This is a genomic window from Streptococcus sp. Marseille-P6264 (assembly GCF_902460355.1).
Lineage (GTDB): Bacteria > Bacillota > Bacilli > Lactobacillales > Streptococcaceae > Streptococcus.
Map to the genome: position 1 here is coordinate 160841 of NZ_CABPTO010000005.1, position 21433 is coordinate 182273.

23 protein-coding genes, 1 tRNA gene and 2 pseudogenes are annotated in these 21433 nt (G+C 38.6%); 8 read left to right on the top strand and 18 right to left on the bottom strand.

All coding sequences use genetic code 11. From position 1 onward, the window contains the following. Positions 1 to 85: 85 nt before the first annotated feature. The 6 genes from FZ941_RS07885 to FZ941_RS07910 form a co-directional block, all read right to left on the bottom strand. Positions 86 to 676 carry an SP0191 family lipoprotein gene (locus FZ941_RS07885; RefSeq protein ID WP_148887472.1) on the bottom strand — a complete coding sequence of 197 codons (591 nt, stop codon included), beginning with the start codon at positions 674 to 676 and terminating at the stop codon, positions 86 to 88. Between the two features lie 262 nt (positions 677 to 938). Further along, complete coding sequence (locus tag FZ941_RS07890; protein ID WP_148887473.1) at positions 939 to 2603, bottom strand: DAK2 domain-containing protein; 1665 nt, start codon at positions 2601 to 2603, stop codon at positions 939 to 941. Positions 2604 to 2605: 2 nt separating this feature from the next. After that, entirely contained in the window at positions 2606 to 2971 is a 366-nt protein-coding gene (locus tag FZ941_RS07895; RefSeq protein ID WP_005591747.1) for an Asp23/Gls24 family envelope stress response protein, read from the bottom strand. Positions 2972 to 3116: 145 nt separating this feature from the next. Next, a complete protein-coding gene (gene rpmB / locus FZ941_RS07900) occupies positions 3117 to 3305 on the bottom strand; it encodes a 50S ribosomal protein L28 (protein ID WP_001140948.1) in 189 nt (62 codons plus the stop codon). Positions 3306 to 3440: 135 nt separating this feature from the next. Further along, positions 3441 to 4106, bottom strand: coding sequence for a LiaF transmembrane domain-containing protein (locus FZ941_RS07905; protein ID WP_148887474.1), 666 nt, complete (start codon positions 4104 to 4106; stop codon positions 3441 to 3443). Positions 4107 to 4111: 5 nt separating this feature from the next. Beyond that, the gene (locus tag FZ941_RS07910) at positions 4112 to 4558 is read right to left on the bottom strand and encodes a LytTR family DNA-binding domain-containing protein (protein WP_148887475.1); all 447 of its coding nucleotides are present in this window, start codon (positions 4556 to 4558) and stop codon (positions 4112 to 4114) included. Positions 4559 to 4763: 205 nt separating this feature from the next. Here FZ941_RS07910 and FZ941_RS07915 point away from each other — a divergent pair, with 205 nt between their 5' ends. Then, positions 4764 to 5027: a SemiSWEET family transporter gene (locus tag FZ941_RS07915; RefSeq protein WP_005591744.1), complete on the top strand. Its 264-nt coding sequence runs from the start codon at positions 4764 to 4766 to the stop codon at positions 5025 to 5027. Positions 5028 to 5080: 53 nt separating this feature from the next. On the opposite strand, the gene FZ941_RS07920 is transcribed toward FZ941_RS07915, so the two are convergent. Continuing rightward, a tRNA-Thr gene (locus FZ941_RS07920) sits at positions 5081 to 5153 on the bottom strand. Positions 5154 to 5367: 214 nt separating this feature from the next. Here FZ941_RS07920 and FZ941_RS07925 point away from each other — a divergent pair. The 4 genes from FZ941_RS07925 to FZ941_RS10790 all read left to right on the top strand — a co-directional run bounded on the left by FZ941_RS07925 (position 5368) and on the right by FZ941_RS10790 (position 7236). Next, complete coding sequence (locus FZ941_RS07925) at positions 5368 to 5820, top strand: DUF3290 family protein (RefSeq protein WP_125371117.1); 453 nt, start codon at positions 5368 to 5370, stop codon at positions 5818 to 5820. Then, positions 5820 to 6449 (top strand): DUF421 domain-containing protein, encoded by a 630-nt coding sequence (locus tag FZ941_RS07930; RefSeq protein ID WP_398587570.1) that lies wholly within the window; start codon positions 5820 to 5822, stop codon positions 6447 to 6449. The genes FZ941_RS07925 and FZ941_RS07930 overlap by 1 nt, the downstream gene beginning before the upstream one ends. Positions 6450 to 6585: 136 nt before the next feature. Further along, positions 6586 to 6789, top strand: coding sequence for a CsbD family protein (locus tag FZ941_RS07935; protein ID WP_048766472.1), 204 nt, complete (start codon positions 6586 to 6588; stop codon positions 6787 to 6789). A gap of 180 nt (positions 6790 to 6969) precedes the next feature. Continuing rightward, on the top strand, positions 6970 to 7236 hold the full coding sequence (locus tag FZ941_RS10790) for a hypothetical protein (protein ID WP_045500670.1): 267 nt from the start codon (positions 6970 to 6972) through the stop codon (positions 7234 to 7236). A 5-nt stretch (positions 7237 to 7241) separates the two neighbouring features. Here FZ941_RS10790 and FZ941_RS07945 read toward each other — a convergent pair whose 3' ends face one another. The 9 genes and pseudogenes from FZ941_RS07945 to FZ941_RS07990 form a co-directional block, all read right to left on the bottom strand. Then, positions 7242 to 7760, bottom strand: a complete 519-nt coding sequence (locus FZ941_RS07945) for a GNAT family N-acetyltransferase (protein ID WP_148887477.1) — start codon at positions 7758 to 7760, stop codon at positions 7242 to 7244. A 5-nt stretch (positions 7761 to 7765) separates the two neighbouring features. Further along, positions 7766 to 8815 carry a DUF389 domain-containing protein gene (locus tag FZ941_RS07950; protein WP_148887478.1) on the bottom strand — a complete coding sequence of 350 codons (1050 nt, stop codon included), beginning with the start codon at positions 8813 to 8815 and terminating at the stop codon, positions 7766 to 7768. Further along, a complete protein-coding gene (locus tag FZ941_RS07955) occupies positions 8812 to 9135 on the bottom strand; it encodes a potassium channel family protein (RefSeq protein WP_000825751.1) in 324 nt (107 codons plus the stop codon). The genes FZ941_RS07950 and FZ941_RS07955 overlap by 4 nt, the downstream gene beginning before the upstream one ends. Further along, on the bottom strand, positions 9132 to 9491 hold the full coding sequence (locus tag FZ941_RS07960; RefSeq protein ID WP_000397555.1) for a hypothetical protein: 360 nt from the start codon (positions 9489 to 9491) through the stop codon (positions 9132 to 9134). The genes FZ941_RS07955 and FZ941_RS07960 overlap by 4 nt, the downstream gene beginning before the upstream one ends. Next, positions 9416 to 9718, bottom strand: coding sequence for a TMEM175 family protein (locus tag FZ941_RS07965; protein ID WP_006151097.1), 303 nt, complete (start codon positions 9716 to 9718; stop codon positions 9416 to 9418). Before FZ941_RS07965 ends, FZ941_RS07960 begins: the two co-directional genes overlap by 76 nt. A 719-nt stretch (positions 9719 to 10437) precedes the next feature. Continuing rightward, positions 10438 to 11487: a DUF389 domain-containing protein gene (locus FZ941_RS07975; RefSeq protein ID WP_148887479.1), complete on the bottom strand. Its 1050-nt coding sequence runs from the start codon at positions 11485 to 11487 to the stop codon at positions 10438 to 10440. 328 nt (positions 11488 to 11815) lie between these two features. Next, positions 11816 to 12088 (bottom strand): annotated as a pseudogene (locus FZ941_RS10795) (DUF898 family protein). 546 nt (positions 12089 to 12634) lie between these two features. Continuing rightward, the gene (locus tag FZ941_RS07985) at positions 12635 to 13582 is read right to left on the bottom strand and encodes an AEC family transporter (protein WP_148887480.1); all 948 of its coding nucleotides are present in this window, start codon (positions 13580 to 13582) and stop codon (positions 12635 to 12637) included. An 83-nt stretch (positions 13583 to 13665) separates the two neighbouring features. Continuing rightward, entirely contained in the window at positions 13666 to 15291 is a 1626-nt protein-coding gene (locus FZ941_RS07990) for a malolactic enzyme (protein WP_061454405.1), read from the bottom strand. 353 nt (positions 15292 to 15644) lie between these two features. On the opposite strand from FZ941_RS07990, the gene FZ941_RS07995 reads away from it, so the two are divergent. Both FZ941_RS07995 and FZ941_RS08000 read left to right on the top strand, forming a co-directional pair. Then, on the top strand, positions 15645 to 15995 hold the full coding sequence (locus FZ941_RS07995; protein ID WP_148887481.1) for a helix-turn-helix domain-containing protein: 351 nt from the start codon (positions 15645 to 15647) through the stop codon (positions 15993 to 15995). Between the two features lie 127 nt (positions 15996 to 16122). Beyond that, entirely contained in the window at positions 16123 to 17037 is a 915-nt protein-coding gene (locus FZ941_RS08000; protein WP_148887482.1) for a LysR family transcriptional regulator, read from the top strand. A 53-nt stretch (positions 17038 to 17090) separates the two neighbouring features. On the opposite strand, the pseudogene FZ941_RS08005 reads toward FZ941_RS08000, so the two are convergent. Continuing rightward, a pseudogene (locus FZ941_RS08005) lies at positions 17091 to 17943 on the bottom strand (ISL3 family transposase); the annotation flags it as partial. Positions 17944 to 18055: 112 nt separating this feature from the next. After that, positions 18056 to 20830, bottom strand: coding sequence for a cation-transporting P-type ATPase (locus tag FZ941_RS08010; RefSeq protein ID WP_148887483.1), 2775 nt, complete (start codon positions 20828 to 20830; stop codon positions 18056 to 18058). Positions 20831 to 21038: 208 nt separating this feature from the next. Here FZ941_RS08010 and FZ941_RS08015 point away from each other — a divergent pair. Then, a partial coding sequence (locus FZ941_RS08015; RefSeq protein WP_262366286.1) for a transposase family protein occupies positions 21039 to 21433 on the top strand: 395 nt, incomplete at its 3' end.

Consider the following 21433-nt stretch of genomic DNA (forward strand, 5'->3'; position numbering starts at 1 on the left):
GATGATTTTGTCACTAGACCATATGACAAATGTCATGGTTTCTAGACAGCAAAAAAAGACGAGATGACTCGCCTTTTAAATATTCTTATTCTTCTTTCAAGCCGCCTAATTTCATACCTAAAATAAACATTGAAGGGGAGGCGTCTTTTATGTCATTAAGTCCCAATTCTTTAAAGAAAGATAGACTTGCTGCTTTCGCTATATCCATTTTCTCAAAATCCAGATCAACTATGGCCTGTAATTTCTTATCAGCTGTTACGGAGTATTCAATCGTCACTCCCTCCATATTCTTAGCTTCCACGTAGTTTGGTTCTGATTCCATTCCTTCTCGAATGATAACTGTCATTTCCTCTGGGCTCATAGTAGCTGCAGCACCACTGGCTTCTTCTGGCAAATTACTCAATAGCTCCATTCGAAGTTTCAAGAGTTTGTCTCCTCGATAGGTCACCGTGTCGCGATGATGGATACCTTTAAGGTCTCCAACCAAGGTTTTAGAAACAATCTCTTTGCTTTCAGAAAGTGAGTAAGAAGATGAAGCACTAGAGCTGGAGCTTGAACTCGTTTCAGCAACTCTTGATTCTGCTGGAGCCTTTGGACGATGCTTGCCAAATTTCGGAACTACACATCCTGTCAATAATACAGAAGCAGAAATAACTAGAATAAATAACTTTTTCATAGTACACCTTTTCTTTTTATTTTTTCCAGTATACCATAATGCCACTATCTTGTCTAAATCTTGCATATAAAAAAATCAAAGAGGCTGGGACAAAAGTCCTAGCCTCTCAATTGTCTTTGGATTGTCGAGCAAGACGCGGTGGTTGAGTGGGCTCTACTACGCTGATTTCATCAGCTTTTACAGCCCTACTTAACTGTGCGGAGGTGGGACGACGAAATCGAATTCTAACGAATGACCGATTTCTGCCCCACTCCCAAATAAATTATTCTACACTAAAAATATATGGATAAACTGGCTGATTTCCTTGGTGGATCTCAACTTCTAGATCTTCATATTCTTCCATCAGATCTTGAGCCAAGCCATTTGCTAATTCCTCGTCACCATCTTCACCGATATAGATGGAAACAATTTCACTGTCCTCATCCAACATCTTCGCAAAGGTTGCCTTCAGAGTTGTTAACATATCTGGATTTGACACAAGAATTTTGCCATCCACCATGCCCAAGTTATCATTTTCATGGATTTCGAGGCCATCAATGGTCGTATCACGAACTGCAGTCGTAATGCTACCGCTGACCACATCGCTCAAAGCCGCTGTCATTCTCTCATGGTTCTCTTCAATTGTTTTTCCACTATCAAAGGCCAAAAGGCTTGTCAAACCTTGAGGAAGTGTGCGTGTTTCAATCACTGTCGTCGGTTGCTCAAGCACTTCTGCTGCAGATTGAGCTGCCATGAAGATATTTTTATTGTTTGGCAAGAAAATGATATTGCGCGCATTCACCTGGTCAACAGCCTTGATAAAGTCCTCTGTAGAAGGGTTCATAGTCTGACCGCCAGAAATGATATAGTCCACACCCTGAGCCTTGAAGATTTCAGCAAGACCGTCACCAGCTACTACGGCGATAATAGCGTATTCTTTTTCTTCAGCTGGCTTGGTAGCTTTTTCTTCCTTCTCAAGCTGGGCTTCGTGCTGGTTACGCATGTTGTCCACTTTTACCTTGACAAGGCTACCATACTTCAGGCCTTCTTGCATAACAAGACCTGGATCTTCTGTATGAACGTGCACTTTCACGATTTCATCATCATTAACTACCAGCAAGGAATCCCCAAGCTCATTCAAATAATTACGGAATTCATCATAGTCAAAGTCCTTGACATAGGTTGGTCCTTGCTTCAAGGCAACCATGATTTCTGTACAATAACCAAAAGTGATGTCTTCTGTTGCCACATGACCTGCTACAGATTTGTGGTGTTCAGCATTGATCATCTGGCTCATCGTAGCTGGAGTCGCTTGGAAATCTTCTGATGCGATGTATTCGCCAGTCAGGGCAGAAAGGAAACCTTCATAGATAAAGACCAAACCTTGACCACCAGAGTCCACAACACCAACTTCCTTGAGAACTGGCAACATATCTGGCGTTTTAGCAAGGGCAGCCTTTGCTCCTTCAAGAGCCGCTTTCATAACTTCGACAGCATCATTTGTCGCTTCAGCTTTCTTTTTAGCACCGATAGCCGCACCGCGGGAAACGGTCAAAATCGTTCCCTCAACTGGCTTCATAACAGCCTTATAGGCCACTTCTACACCAGACTGGAAGGCAAGAGCCAAAGCTTGTCCATCAAGCTCATCTTTTCCTTTCACGCTTTGTGAAAAACCACGAAAGAGCTGAGACGTGATAACACCAGAGTTCCCACGCGCACCCATCAAGAGTCCCTTGGCAAAGATAGCGGCCACTTCACCAACTGTTGAAGCTGACTTATCCGCTACTTCTTTGGCACCATTTTCAATGGTCATGCCCATATTCGTTCCTGTGTCACCATCTGGAACTGGGAAAACATTTAAAGAATTGACATATTCAGCCTGTTTATTTAAACGAGTTGATGCCGCCTGCACCATTTCTTGAAATAAACTAGTAGTAATATTTGACACGATTATTCTCCTACAACTTTAATATTTTGGATATAGACATTCACTGTGTGGGCAGTGATCCCAAGTTGATTTTCCAAACTAAACTTAACGCGTTCTTGGATATTTTTGGAAACTTCACTAATTTTAATGCCGTAGCTCAAAACGGTATAAACATCAACTGCAATACCACCATCCTCAGACGTTTTTACTACCACACCCTTGGCATAGTTTTCTTTACCCAAAAGAGCTTGAAAGTTATCTTTAATTGCATTTTTGCTGGCCATTCCAACCACACCAAAAATTTCGGTTGCTGCGCCGCCAACGATTGTCGCAATCACGTCATCAGTCAGCTCAATTTGACCATCTTTTGTATTGATTTTTACAGTCATCACTTGTACCTCAAAAGTATTTTATAGTTTATTTTACCATATTTTAGACAGGGTGTAAAAGAGGAAGGACAGAAATAAACTGTCTAGTCTGAAAATTCAACAACAAAAAAGGGAAGGAATAAATCTTTCCAATCCCTTTCATGTATTAAACGCGTTCAACTTTACCTGACTTAAGCGCGCGAGCTGAAGCCCAAACTTTTTTAGGTTTTCCGTCGATCAAAACAGTAACTTTTTGAAGATTTGGTTTAACAGCGCGTTTTGTTTGGTTCATCGCGTGAGAGCGGTTGTTTCCAGATACAGTCTTACGACCTGTAAAGTAACATACTTTAGCCATTAGTGTGTTTCCTCCTATTAGATCTAATATTACGGATGTGCTAGCACCACATACCGTACTATATTATCAAAAAACTTGACGTTTGGCAAGTACATTTTCCCAAACTTTACAATTTCTAACCAATAATCCGTTTTCTTAAATGTAAACAATCTTCAAAGCTCCAAAGGCGACATCCCCGCGCACATATAAAGTCTTGTCTTTTTCATTACCATTATGCGGATTGACAACCGTACCGAAAGCATTGTCCACATTTAGCTCTACTCGCCAGTTGCTTGGAATGTAAAGCACCGCACTACCGAAGGATACTTCCACATCAAAACTAGCAGAATCGCCTAAAATTCTGGCATTATCAAAATATACAGTTGCGCTACCAAAAACACATTCTACTTTATCATGGACGAAATTCTCCGAATTGATATAGCGAGTGCCGCTGCCAAAAGAAATCTCTCCTTCCGTTGTAGACAAGCCCTTTCTAGACAAATAACGAACACCCCAGATCCTTCTTGGCTTGAAAATCATATTGAGCCCAATGCAGGCCAAAATACCACCCATGATCAAGGTACCTGTGGAGATAGCCAAAAAGTGATAGGCAGAATTGGCAATCATCAGAGCAATAATCGTCATAATCAAACCAGTCCCAAAATCTCGCTCCAAGAAATTTTCCAAAGCAAAATACGCAAACATGCCGACCAAAAGCAGGGGCCAGATATTAAAATTGAACATAGGAATACCAAAGTTTCCCTGAAGCAAAACCCAGCCGGCTAAAACCAAAAAACCGATGCCTAGAATTGTTTTTTTCATGATGATTACCTCACTTCACTTAACTTTTCTTTTAGTAGTTGATAATAATGCCTTGAAACATGCACTTTCTTATGCGTTTCAGAAAACTGGACGGAACTAGTACCCGAGAAAGACTTTTCTAAAGAATAGATCGCCCTAGCATTAGCAATGGTTGACTTGGAAATTCTGCAAAAATAACGGGGCAGTAAGTCCTCCAATTCGTAGAGTTTCAACTTGACCTCATAGGCATCATTGCGCGCGTGAGCAAAGATTTTGGCTCCATCGGTCTCGAAAAAGAGAATCTCCGCCAAGTCCACAAAATACTCACTATTTTCCTTATAAAAGAGAATAGCTGGAGCAGTCGCTTCATTCAAAGCCTCTTGAATCTTCTGAATCCTCTCATCAATCCGCGATACTCGAATCACCAATTCTGTATCAGCCAAACGATCGTCTAGCTCAATCCGAACCTTCATAAGCACTCCTCCCCTCTTTCTATCTTCATTATAACAATTTCTTGAAAAGAAACAAGGGACTTTCAGTAAGTGGTCAATTTGGAGCAGTAAGTGGTTGTTTTAAAAGATTAAAATGAAATAAAAAATCTTGAATTTCCCATACTGGCTTATGTCTCATTTGACAATTTTTTCCGTTTTGATATAATGGACGCTCAGGAGGTATCGTATGTCAAAACAAAAAATTAATCGTTTTGTCGGATCTATTGGAGCTTTTATTGGAATTCTTGTATTCGTCGCTTATATTCCACAAATTATCGCAAACTTACAAGGATCCAAAGCTCAACCTTTCCAACCACTATTCGCAGCAGTTTCTTGCCTGATTTGGGTTATCTACGGTTGGACAAAAGAACCTAAAAAAGACTGGATCCTCATTATTCCCAATGCTGCGGGGGTGATATTAGGTGGCCTAACTTTTCTTACTTCTTTATAAGAATTATATAAACAAAACCAGCAACCCCATAAAAAAGGTGCTGGTTTTCTTTTTGCCGATTGCAGGGTTCGAACCTGTGACCTACGCGTTACGAGTGCGTTGCTCTACCAACTGAGCTAAATCGGCCTCTACCTGTCTCTTATTCTAGCACTCTGAAGGATTTTGTCAAGCTTTATTAGCAGTTTCAAAACTCGAATGAAGTGAAATATTCTACTTAGGAATATATAGCTTCCATCTTTCAAACAAGTTCTAGAAAACTTTATTTTTTCTATATAAAGCTATTGATGTAGCTGATTAATTGTTTTATAATAGCTTGAATTCAAAAAAAGTGAGGGATCTTATGAAATTCTATTCATATGACTATGTACTGAGTCAGATTAGCCAGCAGAATTGGGTGATGGTGATTGTATCAGCATGCTTGGTTTTGGTAACAGGATTTTTCGCCTTTAAGGCCTATAAAGATAGACGAGGAAGTAAGTTCCGTGAACTGTCCATTATTTCTATTTTGACCCTAGTAGCAACTGTTCTGATTAGCATTACTAATTTCCAAAGTAATCAATCAAATGACAATCAATTCCGTAGCTCCTTGCATTTTATTGAGGTTGTCTCAAAGGAATTAGGCGTTGAGAAGGAAGAAGTCTACGTCAATACTTCAGCTACTACAGATGGCGCAATCATCAAGGTTGGCAAACAATTCTACCGTGCTATTAGCGGAACCGACCAAGATAGCTATTTATTAGAAAAAATGGAACTGTACAAATCAGACGTTGAACTCGTGGAGGTTGAAAAATAATGAGCTTTTTTATTACAATTGCGATTAAGTTAGCTTTGGGACTTGTTTCCCTCGTTTTTGTCATCAATGTGACAGGTAAAGGGAATTTAGCACCAAGCTCTGCAACAGACCAAGTACAAAACTATGTTCTCGGTGGCATTATCGGCGGGGTCATCTACAATAGCTCCATTACTATCCTTCAATATGCAATCATCCTAATCATCTGGACTATTCTGATTTTGCTCTTAAAATGGCTGAACACCAATGTTTCCTACATCAAACACCTGATTGACGGGAAGCCAACTATTATCATCAAAAACGGCAAACTAGATCCTGAAGCCTGCCGTTCAAAAGGCCTATCCGCATCAGACGTCGCTCTGAAATTACGCTCCCAAGGAGTCTTCCAACTGAAAGAAGTCAAAAGAGCTGTCATCGAGCAAAATGGTCAATTGATTATCGTAAGAATTGGCGACGAAAATCCGAAGTATCCAATCATTACGGATGGAGTTGTCCAGCTTGAAATTTTAGAATCTATTGGTAAGTCAGAAGAATGGTTGATGACCGAACTCCAAAAAGAAGGCTTTGAAAATGTCTCCGATATCTTCATTGCAGAATATGACAAAGGCGAAATTAATGTCGTGACTTATTAAAAATGTTTTGTCATTTCGTAGCAGTTATTTGCTTTTTCTTAGTAAAGAGTCTATACTTGTATGTATTATCTCGCTTGAATGAGTATCAAACCGCATCCAACTTAGATAATACATTTAATAAAGGGAGGAAATTTCCATGTCAATCGAAGAAAAATTCAACCAAGCTAAAGGTTCTCTCAAAGAAGGATTGGGAAAACTTACTGGCGATACAAAAACTCAAGCAGAAGGCACTGCTGAAAAACTAGCTTCAAAAGCGAAAGAAGTTGCTGAAGACGCAAAAGGCGCTGTTGAAGGTGCTATCGCAGGCGTTAAAAACATTATCAAAAAAGACGAAGAATAATCATCATCTGTCGTTCTTATAAAAAACACTCTTATCCTATGCTTTTAGCAGAACTAGGGATAAGGGTGTTTTTCTATATTGCTAAGGCATTGACTTTTCAGGAGAGATCAGAAGCATCCCCTGAATGTCAAACTGAGACTTTTTCTACGATCCTTTTATAAACTGAGATACACAGAAGCCATGTTAGCCAAACAAGCTGGAGTTTCACTACAGCCTGTTTCTGGAGCCTTAACTCATAGTGATAAACAGGTAACAAAAGCATATGTAATTACAGCTGATATCGCTAATCAAACAATTCGTGAAAATTGCTTTTATAAATCTCAAAAAATGACTCAGAGAAATTTCCGGGAAACTCTTGACTTTTTAGAAAAAAGAGATCCAGAGAAAATTCTTGAATGTCCGCAAAGATTAACGACTCCATCATTCCTGTCACTAAACTGGAAATGATGATGTTATAGATTCATTATCTCAAATACCGCTGTATGAACCCACTCATTATTCATTTGTAGGTCATTTTCTATGATCCTACTAAAGGTGAAACCATTTTTTAAAAGCACTCTCTTAGAGGCAAGATTATCCGTTGCCGCTCCCGCAATGATTCTATTTAAACCATAAGTATGAAATGCTTTGTCTAAAACGAGTTTAACCGCTTCGCTTGCATAGCCTAAATTAGTAACATTTTCTCCAATCCTATATCCAAGTTCTGCTGTTTTTCTATCGCTCCCTAAAACACTTAAATTGATTCTTCCGACCATCATGCCTTGCGAATCTCTAATAAGATGCATGTAGGTGTCATGATTTTCTTGTTCCATTAACAATTCCGCTGTAATTTTTTTAAAACCTTCTGGATCAAAATAGTTAGCTGGTCTGGGAGGTAAATTTCGCTCAAAATACTCCCGATTTTCTTTTTCAAAAGAATAGACATCTAGACTATTTTCTTCAGACAGCAACTCTAAACCTATTCTGTTCATCGCCCTCAATCCTTGTCTGCTTCATTTTCTTTTACGAGATCGTTTTGTGAATCCTTTTCAGAGAGTTTTTGATCGATATACTTGTTAATGGTTTCATAAAATTCCTTGGTCGTATCACTGTCTAATTTTGTCGAATTATGAACTTGATTGACTTTCAATTGAACAGATTGAATACCGTAAGAGGCTTGTTTTTGGTGGAGCGTTTCTAATTCTTCTTCTGAAATCGGATCTCCAACAACCGTCAAGACCAATTCATTATTCCTTGACTTGTAGACTTGATTAATGACCGTATGATTGGCGAACTCTTTTCCTACAAACTGTTTGATTCCTTCTTTTCGCGCTTGATCTATCGTCAGAGTGACTGCTGAATAGCTGGCTGGAAGAATCAATAATACAATCAAGGATATCAACCCAATTCTCATTTTAATATTTAGCTCTTTAAATGAACTTAAGGGAGATTTTCTCATCATAATTCTTGTTCCAACAATGTTGATTAGCATGATAAAAACACAGTTAATCAAGAAAAGATAGAGAGCCCCCAATAAAAATCGTACATTCCCATTAGCTAAACCATAGCCAGCAGTACAGATAGGCGGCATCAAAGCTGTAGCAATGGCTACTCCTGGCACGATATTGTTTGCTTCTTTTTTCCTTGAACCGATCACACCAGCAATCCCACCAGCAATAGCAATGAGAACATCCCAAATGGTTGGAGAGGTTCGTGCGATCAACTCGCTACTTGCATAAGACAAGGGAGAAATCCAGAAATACAGAGTCGAGACAAGCAAACTGACCAACACTTGAGTCAATAAAACCTCTAGAGATTGCTTGATTAAACGCGTATCAAAAATAGCTAAACCGAATCCCAGTCCAACAATCGGTGTCATGAGAGGTGAAATCAACATGGCTCCTATAATGACAGCTGTTGAATTCATATTTAGTCCGATAGAGGCAATAAAAATTGCACACATCAAAATCGCTGTATCTCTCAATCGAACATGAAGGTCATCGTATAATTTCTCACGGTATTCCCGTGTTGAATAATTGGCAGTCATTTGTCCTCTCCTCTTTCCTTATTTAAATTGGTATAATAATTAAAAATAACAGCTGATAAACAGCCAAAAAATATGAGCCCATAAATCGTCAAGAAGACACTGGTAATCCTTCCAATCAAGGTCACAGCTAGGAGATCCCCGTAGCCGACAGTCGTCGAAGTCACAAAAGCATACCAAAGACCGTCTCCGTAATTTGTGATAGCAGGTTCAACTAGGAAAAGCACGCCTCCTGACCCAAAAACAAAGGTCACAAAACTCAGGGCAAACCGAGTAAAACCCGTAACCTGCATAATATGCCATAACATTTTTAAACGTTTCATTTGTTCTCCTTATTCATACTAGCTCCTGACCGAGCCGTTTTTTTCCAATAATCAAAGTGAAGATAGGACATGATCTCCATCAGAGAAAGATAGACAAACTGATAGATCTGATTTAAGCTGATTATCAACTGATATTGTTTGAAAAATGACTGGAAGAAAGACCAGATATGACTGTCTTGAATCAGTCCCTTCTTAATATCAGACAGGATATTAGCTAAAGCTCCCAAGGACTGAAACGGTAAATCCTTGACATTTATATAGATCCGGTCCACCACATCATTCAGACTGGTATCTTGGATGGCATGAAATTCTCCAAAGAGAACTCCTGCCGCTCCAAGAGTAGAAACAAATTCCACCAAATAATTTCTGAGGAAATTTTCTCAACCTTTTCCCATAATGTGTTTAGTGCCATCCATAACGATCCCAACCAGAAAAAGGAAAGAAAACAAGCAAAGAAATTTTGCCGTAAATCCCAAAAAGCTTCAAGACTTGGTGTTGTTGGTTTTTCTAACTCTAAAACCAAGATGGTCATAATAATTGCTAGAACAGCATCTGTCAATACAATTAATCTGTCTTTCTTCATCGGATTGCATCCCCTTTCTTTTTTGTAACATTCTATCTTATCGCATAATATTGGATATTCTTTCATAATCCGACTACAAACAAAAATAAACCAAAAAGTATGTCCCTATTATACTATATTTAACTCTAGAAGTATTCATCCATCTAATTAATAAATATATCATATTTCACAATAAGTGAATACTATCAAAGATTCATCCCCTTTCACTTCATCATGTAGTGTTGCTTAGATTTATCAAAAACAACCAAATTTGTATTAATTTCAAGTATCACCTAGTTACAAAAATTTGGGGTGAACAGAAAAAGCATCCCGTATTTTTGATACGAAATGCTTTCAATAAGTTTAAATAAGTTTTAACGTTTACTAAATTGTGATGCTTTACGAGCTTTTTTCAAGCCTGGTTTGGAAAGTATGAATTTCAGTTGGACTAAAAACAGCGTAATATCAAGACTTTTCTCCGCTTTTATAAAAGCTTTTTTCCAATCAAATTCAACTAATTTTATCCGAATGGTGTGGATTTTACCCCCAAAATTACAGAGAATGGAGCTGATAAACACTAAACGTTCACACCATTAGTTAAATGATTTTTTGTTCATCATTTTTCTTAGATGATAGAACTTCTAATTTATTTCTTATTCAAGCAAAAACAACCTGCTATAAGTAAGAAAGAGGAAGATACAAGAAAAACACGGCGTAAAAACCGATTCAGTTCATTGTCCTCAATCCTTGTCTGCTTCATTTTCTTTTACGAGATCGTTTTGTGAATCTTTTTCAGAGAGTTTTTGATCAATATACTTGTCAATGTTTTCATAAAATTCCTTGGTCGCTTCACTATCTAATGTTGGCGAGTTCTGAACTTGATTCACTTTCAATTGAACAGATTGAATACCGTAAGAGGCTTGTTTTTGGTGGAGTGTTTCTAATTCTTCTTCTGAAATCGGATCTCCAACAACCGTCAAGACCAATTCATTGTTCCTTGACTTGTAGACTTGATTAATAACCGTATAATTGGCGAACTCTTTTCCTACAAACTGTTTGATCCCTTCTTTGCGCGCTTGTTCTATTGTCAGAGTAACTGCCGAATAGCTAGCTGGAAGAATCAACAATACAATCAAAGATATCAAGCCAATTCTCATTTTAATGCTCAGCTCTTTAAATGAAGTTAAAGGAGATTTTCTCATCAAAATTCTTGTTCCAACAATGTTGGCTAGCATGATAAAGACACAGTTGATCAAGAAAAGATAGAGAGCCCCCAATAAAAATCGTACATTCCCATTAGCTAAACCATAGCCAGCAGTACAGATAGGCGGCATCAGAGCTGTAGCAATGGCTACTCCTGGCACGATATTGTTTGCTTCTTTTTTCCTTGAACCGATCACACCAGCAATCCCACCAGCAATAGCAATGAGGACATCCCAAATGGTTGGAGAGGTTCGTGCAATCAATTCGCTACTTTCATAAGATAAGGGAGAAATCCAGAAATACAGAGCTGAGACAAGCAAGCTGACCAATACTTGGGTAAATAAAACCTCTAGAGATTGCTTGATTAAACGCGTATCAAAAATAGCTAAACCAAACCCCAGTCCAACAATCGGTGTCATAAGAGGGGAAATCAGCATGGCTCCAATAATAACAGCTGTTGAATTCATATTTAGACCGATAGAGGCAATAAAAATTGCACACATCAAAATCGCTGTATCTCTCAATCGAACATGAAGGTCATCGTATAATTTCTCACGGTATTCCCGTGTTGAATAGTTTCCGGACATTGGTTACTCCTTTTATTTAATTTATTTCTGTTTATCCATTGATGAGGGCAGAGTGATTTTCTGTCAAACATTACATATGTATTTAAATTTTCTTAGTTCTCACCTGTAAGTCTTTTGAAAAATATCCCTTTTTACTAGACAAATAAAAAAGTATCTAGCAGTCTATCCTCCATATTATATCAAAAATTTCATGGTCTTTCCCTGAAGAAATCCATCAGTTTAAAAGATTTTTATATCCTTTCCAAGATAGAGAACAGACAAAATTTCAGTTTCCTTATTCTAAGAACAAAAGACTGCATCTCCTATAAAAGAAGATGCAGTTTCATGATTAAGCGTGATGAGTATGTTTCACAATCCATTGCTCCATTTTGATAGTTAACCAGAAGCCATAGATTCCAAACGTGATGATGGTTAGAAGAAACCACTTAATCTAGTTACCGAACAGTTGTGCTCCAGTCCCGTCAAAGTATAGACGTTGACCATCCACTACCGTGTGTTTGGTTTTCCAATTTTGCATCGTGCAAACCGCCCAAGGTGTGGCAATCCCCAAGGTAAGCCCGCAAATTAGGGCTGATAACTCTGTTTGAAGCAGGTTGTTCATAGCTGTTCCAAGAGAAGATTGGAAAAATTCATCAATATCTTACTTTTGGGTTAGGGACTTAACAAGTCTGTGGTAAACTGTGTCATAGGAATAAGTCTCTTTTTAGTAATGTTTCACAACTCTACTATAACGAATTTATTCCTTTTTGTGTTTACACAACTTATTTTACATTACCGTTTTTTCATATCGTTTTTACATTATAACACAAAAGACTATTAACAAAATAATATTCAAGATTAAGGTAAAAATAAGGTGAACTTTGAGGTGAACTTTTTCAAAAAATACGAAAAAAGCACCCATAAGATAAACTTTTGAGTGCTTTGAAATATTGATATAAAGCCGTTCTTAACGTTTTGAGAACTGACTAGCTTTACGAGCTTTCTTAAGACCTGGTTAGGAAAGTATGGGGTTCAGCTGGACTAAAAACAGCGTGATATCAAGGCTATTCAGAACGATATTTACTGATTGATTTCATAAAATTTGAATCAATATTTTTTAAATAGGGGAATTTCTAATTCAGAACCTTCACTCAGACCATAACCCTACTTACCCTAATAAAGTTTGGAGTATTGGAATAACAATTATAAAGAACACTGTACTTAGAGTCACCACATTCGTTGAAAACTCAACATCTCCTTTTCCTTGATTGGCAAGGATTGGAAGAACTGCTAGAGCTGGTGTAGCAGACTGAATCATAAAGGTCTTAAATTCTGCTGTTGCCATATTTGGGGCAAAGAACTTCAATACAAGAAGCATAATCAGAGGAGCTAGGATAAAGCGTCCAACTAAAGTGACAATTGTATCTTTATCAAAAGCAATCGTATTCAAGCCTGCCTTTGCAAGAACAATACCGATATAGACAAGAGATAATGGTGTTGTTAAACTACCAATATAAGTCAAGGTACTTTCCGCAAAACTTGGGACAGGAAGACGGAGCACTAAAAATACGAGGGCTACGAGAAATCCCAATAAAGGTGCTGGGAAGAGCTTCTTCCAATTGAATTTTTGAGCTTGCTTTGAAGCCCCTTCTTTGCTATCCGAGGTCATTAGATAGACACCTAATGTCCAAGTAGATACTGTATTTGTAATATAATACACCAAGAAGTAGGGAAGGGCTTGATTTCCAAACAGAGCTATGTTTAAAGGCAAACCAATAAAAATGGTATTGGCATTCACGAAGGTATTAATCATGGTTCCTCGACGGCCTGGGCGCACTCCAAAAAGTTTCACCGCTATAAATGCCATTAGGTAACCGAGAATGAAGGCGATAAACGTATACAATAAACCGCCAGACAGGCTAATCAATTTATCTAACGTTAAATATTTAAGGACAGAGGTAAAAATTGCCACTGGCATGGCCACATTCATAATGAGTTTAGATAAATCATTTCCAAAACTCTCTTGAAACCAACCACGGACTTGTAAGAAGTAACCTAAAATGATAATGACGATAATAGGTACAATACTCTGAATTGAAGTTAAAAAGATTTCCATAGTCTCCCTTTCTATATGTCATAGCGTATAGTTTAGGGCGTACGAAGCATCCAGTCGCACTCGTACACCCCATTTCCATTTACTTATTTATAGGTTGGATACCATTTCAAATCACGAACTGCTTTAGCCATATCTGTTTCCTTAGCACGTGCAAGACCTTGTTCTTGCGCTTTTTTAGCGACTGCTTCAGCTACTTTAATAGAAACATCTGCTACATACTTGAATGGTGGCAATACAGGAGCTCCTGGTTGGCCTGGATTGACAATACCACTCAACGAATGAGCCGCCGCTCCAATCATTTCATCTGTTAAAAGACTTGCTTCAGAAGCCAGCATACCTAGACCAAGACCAGGGTAAATCAAGGCATTATTGGCTTGACCAATCACATAGTCTACACCTTTATAAGAGACCGTATCAGCAGGAATTCCTGTTGCGACAAAAGCTTTGCCATCTGACCATTCGATCAAATCTTTGGCGCTTGCTTCGGCCAGCTTGGTTGGATTTGATAATGGGAAGATCATTGGACGTTCAGTATTTTCGCACATAGCTTCTACTATTTCTTTAGTGAAGGTATTAGGTTGAGTGGAAGTTCCTACAAGAATGGTTGGCTTCACAGTCTTCACTACTTCAAGCAGGTCAGTCAACTTGTCTGCGTTGCTAAAGTCGGCACGTTTCTTAGCAAACGGTTTTTGTTCAGGAGTTAGGTCATCCATGTCATCAAAGAGAAGACCTTGTTTATCAACCATAAAGAAACGTTTATAAGCTTCTTCTTCGGAAAGACCTTCACTCACCATTTCACGAAGAACACGAGAGGCAATTCCTGCACCCGCAGTACCACCACCATAGCAGAGATAAACTTGATCGGTTAATTTTTCACCACTAATATCCAATGAACCAAAGATACCACCTAAGGTAACAATTCCTGTACCTTGAATATCATCATTAAAGGTCGGAATTTGTTTCCTGTACTTTTCTAGAATATTGGCAGCATTCAAGCGACCGAAGTCTTCCCAGTGAAGGTAGAGTTTAGGAAAGAGACGTTCTGCTGTTTGAACGAATTGGTCAATGAAGTCATAGTAACGATCTCCGCGGACCCGTTCGTGACGATTTCCTAAGTAATTAGGATTGTTACGAAGTTCTTCACGGTTAGTCCCTGCATCAATGACTAAAGGAAGGACCATAGAAGGATCGATTCCAGCAGCGCCAGTATAGACCATCAATTTCCCAACAGAAATATCGACACCATTTGTTCCCCAGTCACCGATTCCAAGGATTCCTTCTGCATCTGTTACTACAATGAGTCGAATCTCACGGTCCCCTGCTGCATTTTTCAAAGTGGCTTCAATGTTTTCAGGATGATTAATATCAAGATATCCCGCATATTGTGGATCTACAAAGAGGTCACTATAGCCTTCAATGGTATCTGCAATGGTTGGGTCATACACGATTGGATTGAATTCTTCCAAATGTTGAGAAAAGAGATAATAGAAAAGAGTCCGGTTGGTATTAAAGATTTCCATTAAGAACAAACGTTTTTCCAGATCATTGACCTTTGTTTGCATTTGTGCATAGGTTTGCGCTGCTTGTTCCTCGATGGTTTGAACGTAAGGTGGCAATAAACCAATAAGGCCTAGTTCCTTTCGCTCCTCTAAGGTAAAGGCAGTTCCCTTATTAAGGAAAGGATTGTTTAAAATATCATGTGCAGTCATAGTGCAACCTCCTTTTTACTAATATTATACCATTAGAATGAATTGTTTACAAAACTTTGTTGTATATAAAATACAATCGTGTACGCATATGTTATAATGAGTTTACGAGAACAATTTTCTAATAAGCTATTTTATACTTAAAACACTATTATTGATGACAATTTAAGTTGTTTTATAAATTTCTGAACTCATCAAACCCTCGACAATTACTCTTTCCTAAAAGTTTCGAGTATAGCAAAATAATCATAGAAATTAGCAATCCTAATCCAAATAAGCATCCTCTAGGTTCTCTATATAATACTTTGTATTTTTTAAGGTGTTTTTTTGTCATACAAAACTTGTATTCTATTTATATGGCAACTAAAAACTATTTACAACAATATATTTCCCAAAAAGTGAAATATTTTCGAACACAAAACAAAATGAGCCAGGAAGAACTTTCGGAACAAGCGGGACTCGGGCTTAAGTATATCAACCAACTCGAAAACCAAAACGTGAATCTGACCATTCGCAGTCTTGAAAAAGTGATTGACGCCCTAGAGATGACCCCAGAGGAATTTTTCAATTTTGATAGTCTTGAATCAACCTCTGATAAGACTGACAATCTTTCTCTCAAAAGAATCAACATGAAGGTTAAACAGCTCCCTGTTGAAAAACGAGAGAAAATGTTAAGCATTTTCGAAAGTATATTAGACAATCTCTGATACTCCTGACTCATCTACATTGTAACTGGTGAAGGTCCGTATAGTCAAATTCAATGATACAGATAAAAATCATTTATCTGGTGATTTTCGCTTTTTTTCCTTCTCCAACTAATGAAAGTGAGCCTATATGAATTTAAAAGATCTACAATATTTTTATGACCTCTGCCAGCTTCAATCCTATACGGAAGTGGCAAAACAACACAATGTCAGCCAACCATCTATTTCTTATGCCATCAAGCGCTTAGAGGAATCTTTTAATTGCAAATTGATTCACCACGATCCCTCACATCGCTCCTTTAAATTAACTACTCAAGGACAAATCCTTCTGAAGCATACAGAACTGATTTTACCTGAGGTCATTTCTACTCACAAAGAAATTAATCGCTCTTTGGCGCATTACACTACTGTAGGATTTCCTCCTATTATCATACAGTATCTCTTTGCTTCTCTAAATGAAGAAAAAGAATTTGATTTTTTAAAAAAAGTACGCCCCATCCGCGGTGGCTCCGTGGAGTTATTAAACCTTCTCCTCAAGGGGGACCTTGATGCAAGCTTACTCGGTTTGATTGAACCACTCAATCATCCTTCAATAGAGACGCATGAACTATTTCATAAAGAACTGTATGTCGTTTTATCTAAGAACCACCCTCTTGCTACTGCTTCTTCCCTCACTTTTCAAGATTTAGTAGATCAATCCTTTATCCTTTTAGACGAACATTTTGTTCACTTGAAAGCTTTTGAACTTCTTAATCAGAAGTATCAAAACAGGGCAGAAATATTCTTCAAGAGTGACGACATTGTCATTCTTAAAGAACTTTTAAAGAAAGGGATTGGCGTTAGTTTACTAGCTGATATCGCACTCTCTGATGAAGATGATGATTTAATAAAAATCCCTCTAATACCGGAGGACCAGATCACATTTACCGTTTATTACGCTCACCTTAAATCAGCTACACTGTCATCAGAAGTAGAGGATTTATTTAATTTTATTAAACTATACAAACCAAAAGAACTTGGCTCTTTGTCAACTGTAGTAGGTTGAAGAAAAGCTAAGCTCGAGAAAGGACGAAATTCGTCCTTTCTTTTTTGATGTTTAGGGCGATAAAATCGCTTATCACTCAATTTACGGCTATCCTGTTGAATGAGCTTCCAGTAACGTTTGATGGCCTTATATTCATGGGATTTTCGTTCAAGCTGATTCATGATTTGAACACGCACACGACTCATAGCACGGATTAAGTGTTGAAGTAAAACAGTCCAGTGGACTGTTTTAGCCTGAGTTCAGAAATATAATAACGAAGGGTGAAAACGATCGAGAACGATTTTAGCACACGGAAAAAGCTGTTTAGCTAAGTCATAATAAGGACTAAACATATCCATAGTAATGATTTTGACGCGACATCGGATGGGTCTATCATATTTAAGAAAGTGATTTTGGATGACAGCTTGTGTTCTTCCCTCAAGAACAGTGATGATATTGAGCTTATCAAAATCTTGCGCAATGAAACTCATCTTCATCTCCCGATTGAAACAGTCACTTCCCTGACTGTTTCAACATCCCAGGATATAATCTCAGGAAGATGCGAAAAATCATGCTTAAAGTGGGAGTCATTGAGCTTTCAAATGACAGTTGAAGTTGAAATGGCCATTTGCTGAGCAATATCGGTCATAGAAGTCTTTTCAACCAACTTTTGAGCAATCTTTTGGTTGATGATACGAGGGATTTGGTGATTCTTCTTGACGATAGAAGTCTCAGCGACCATCATTTTCGAACAATGATAGCACTTAAAACGACGCTTTCCAAGAAGAATTCTAGTAGGCATACCAGTCGTTTCAAGGTAAGGAATCTTAGAAAGTTTTTGAAAGTCATATTTCTTCATTTGATTTCCGCAATCAGGACAAGATGGGGGGCGTCGTAGCCCAGGTTAGCGATGATTTCCTTTTTTGTTATAGATTATATAGGACTTTTTTTCTACAATAGAATAGGCTCTATAATATCCATAGGGGATTTACCCACTACAAATATTATAGAGCCTAAAAAGTAAGCCACCGGCTTACTCTTAATCAAATAGTCGGTGTCTTATTTCTTCTAGAGCCATAATGATAAATGGACAGACGAGCAAATAGAGCCAATCATCAAAACCAATCGGAGCTGTATTAAAGAGAGTGTGGAAAAGAGGTACATAGGACAGGATAATAAAGAGAATGATTTCTAAGATAATCCCCAGACTAATAATCTTATTTGCAAATGGTTTGATTTTGAAAATAGATCCTCTACCTTTGCGACTATTCATAGCCATACCAATCTGCGTGAAGATGATAGCTCCCAAAGTCATGGTTGTTGCCTCTCGATAAAGAGGTCCTGAACTAGCTAGATGATTCAGATGTCCTTGATTAACCCAATAATTAAGGAAGAAGGCACCCATAGCCAAAACAGACTCAATCATACCATACCAAGCAAAGGCTTTTAATAATAATTGCCGATTTAACAAACGATCTGATAGGCGTCTTGGTGGCCTGTCCATAATGCCTTCTTCTGGTGGCTCAACCCCCAGTCCCAAAGCGGGCATCATATCTGTTCCAAGGTCAATCGCTAGGATTTGCATAACTGTTAAGGGAAGAGGAATGCGCCCCAAAGAGAACAAGAAGAAAGTAGAGGGTACAGCTTCAGGAGTATTGGAATTAAAAATATAGGTAAGGAATCTTTGAATATTTCGATAAACGGCACGTCCTTCTTCAACAGCATGGACAATAGAAGCAAAGTGGTCATCCGTTAAAATCATATCAGCAGATTCCTTGGCTACGTCGGTTCCAGATACCCCCATAGCTACACCGATATCAGACTTTTTAAGAGCAGGGGCATCATTAACACCATCACCAGTAACAGCGACAACTTCACCAAGTTCCTGAAGTGCATTGACTACACGATATTTTTGTTCAGGAGCCACACGAGCAAAAACAATCTCGCCTTTAAGAGCTACTTTGAGCTCTTCGTCGGTCATATCTGCCAGTTCAAGCCCTGAAACCACTCGTGCATTGTTACCTTTTACAATTCCAATTTTCTTGGCAATACTAAGAGCTGTCAAACCATAGTCACCTGTGAGCATGATAATGCGAATACTGGCACGGTGACATTGCTCAATTGCTTCACGTACACCTTGACGTGGAGGGTCACTCATGGCAACAAGTCCCACAAAGACCATATCTTCTTCGAGGGTCCGCATATCCCACTTGTCTTCTCTAATATCTTCGCTTTCCAAAGGACGATAAGCAACAGCTAAAACACGTAAGCCGTCACGAGCAAATTGATCGTTAGCAGCAAGAATTGCTTGACGTTCTGTAGCAGTCATAGATTTGATTGCTCCTTGACCATCATAATAGTCTGAGCAAAGTTCCATCACTTCTTTAGGCGCACCCTTAGTGATGGAAATATGGTGACTGCCATCCAGACTTTTTTCGAGACTATGTACCGTTGTCATTCGTTTACGATCCGAATCAAAGGGGATTTCTTTGATACGGGGAGCCCAGTTGTGGTTGTCATTTAAATCAATACCTGCTTTTTCTGCAAGAACATTAAGACAAGCTTCAGTCGGGTCTCCTAAGACCGTATAATTGGGATTGTCAGCACTTGGCGCAACCACTTGAGCATTACTAGCCAAGTGAGAAAAGCGAACCAGACGATTCAGGAGGTCATTTCCCTTCAGAGAAACAGGGTGACCATCCTTCTCAATATGCCCTTCTGGTGCGTAACCTAGCCCAGTCACCTCATAATTACCCGACAAAGTCCATAAATGATTAACTGTCATGGCATTTTGAGTTAGGGTCCCTGTTTTATCTGAGCAAATAACAGAGGTTGCTCCAAGAGTCTCAACAGAAGATAATTTCTTCACTAAAGCATGTTCTTTAGCCATGCGTTGTACAGCCATAGCTAGAGAGAGGGTAACTGTAGGAAGTAACCCCTCAGGGATAAAGGCAACAATCATTCCCAAGGCAAAGATGAAAGCTTGAGAAAGAGGCTGATGGACAAATAGTGTTGCTGCAATCATAAAGAAGAGACCTACAGATACTGCGATAATCGAAATCTGTTTGGTCAAATGGTCTAGTTCCTTTTGCAGTGGGCTCTTTTCCTGAGCTAGGTTTTGTGTCAAGTCTGCAATTTGTCCAAACTCAGTTTCCATACCGATGGCAGATACTATAAAATGTCCTGCCCCAGAGGAAACTGTGGTCCCTGCAAACACCATATTGTCATATTCCAATTCAGTCTTATCAGGAGTCAAATCTGCTTGGTCTGATTTATAAATGGAATTAGACTCACCAGTGAGAGCAGACTGATTTACTTGCAAGTCTGTCACAGCAACCAAACGTCCATCTGCAGAAATACGGTCACCTTCTTCAATGAAAACCAAATCACCTGGCACCAAGTCCTGTGCAAGGATTTTATCTTCCTTTCCATCACGAAGAACTCGGGTATAGGATGGAAGAAGCTTATTCAGTGCTGCCGTGGCTTGACTAGCCTTATATTCTTGAATAAAACTAAAGAGACCATTAATGATATTGACCAGCCAAATCGCAATTCCCAACTCCAAGCTATGGGAAATCACAGCAATAAAGCCACCAACCCACAATAAGAGGGCCATGAGACTGGTAAAATGTTTGACAAAGGTCAACCAAATAGGTTCTTTCTTACTTTCTTTCAACTGGTTAGGACCATAAGTTGCTTGCCTCTTTTTTACTTCTTGTGAGTTTAACCCTTGAGGACTTGTTTGCAACACTTGATAAACCTGATCAGGGGCACAGGTTCCTAATGTAGTCCCCTTCTGTCTAGAATCTCTCATAATCCTTTCCTCGATTCTAAATTATTAAAGCGATTTCATATTTACACCCTCATTATACTCCTTTTTCAGAAAATGTTGAAAGAAACGGCTCTATAATTTCTGTAGTGGGTAAACCACTGTAGGAATTATAGAGCCTCTTTTGTTGTAGAAAAAAAGTCTCATAAGACCTATAATGAAAAGCGACCAAACCATCATTAGAAAGAATCTTATGGAACAGTTAAATTTTATCACAAACTTACTGGGAATAAAAGACCAGAACATTACTATTTGGGATGTTCTAGATGCTGGAACGCATAAAGAAATCATCACGAAGTTGGATTATCCTGCTCCTAAATGCTACAACTGTCATGGTCAGATGGCTAAATATGACTTCCAAAAAGAATCTAAAATCCCCTACCTAGAATGTGCGGGATACAAAACGCTGATTCGGTTGAGAAAACGCCGTTTCCGCTGTCAGGATTGCGGGAAAGTAGCTGTCGCAGAAACCACAGCGACATCTATCATTGGCGAATTGGGAGATATTCGTCGCTTTCAGTCTACCAATCAAATCAACGCTTTTATTAGCATTGACCTGAGACACTATGAATCTGGGAACTTTCTCGC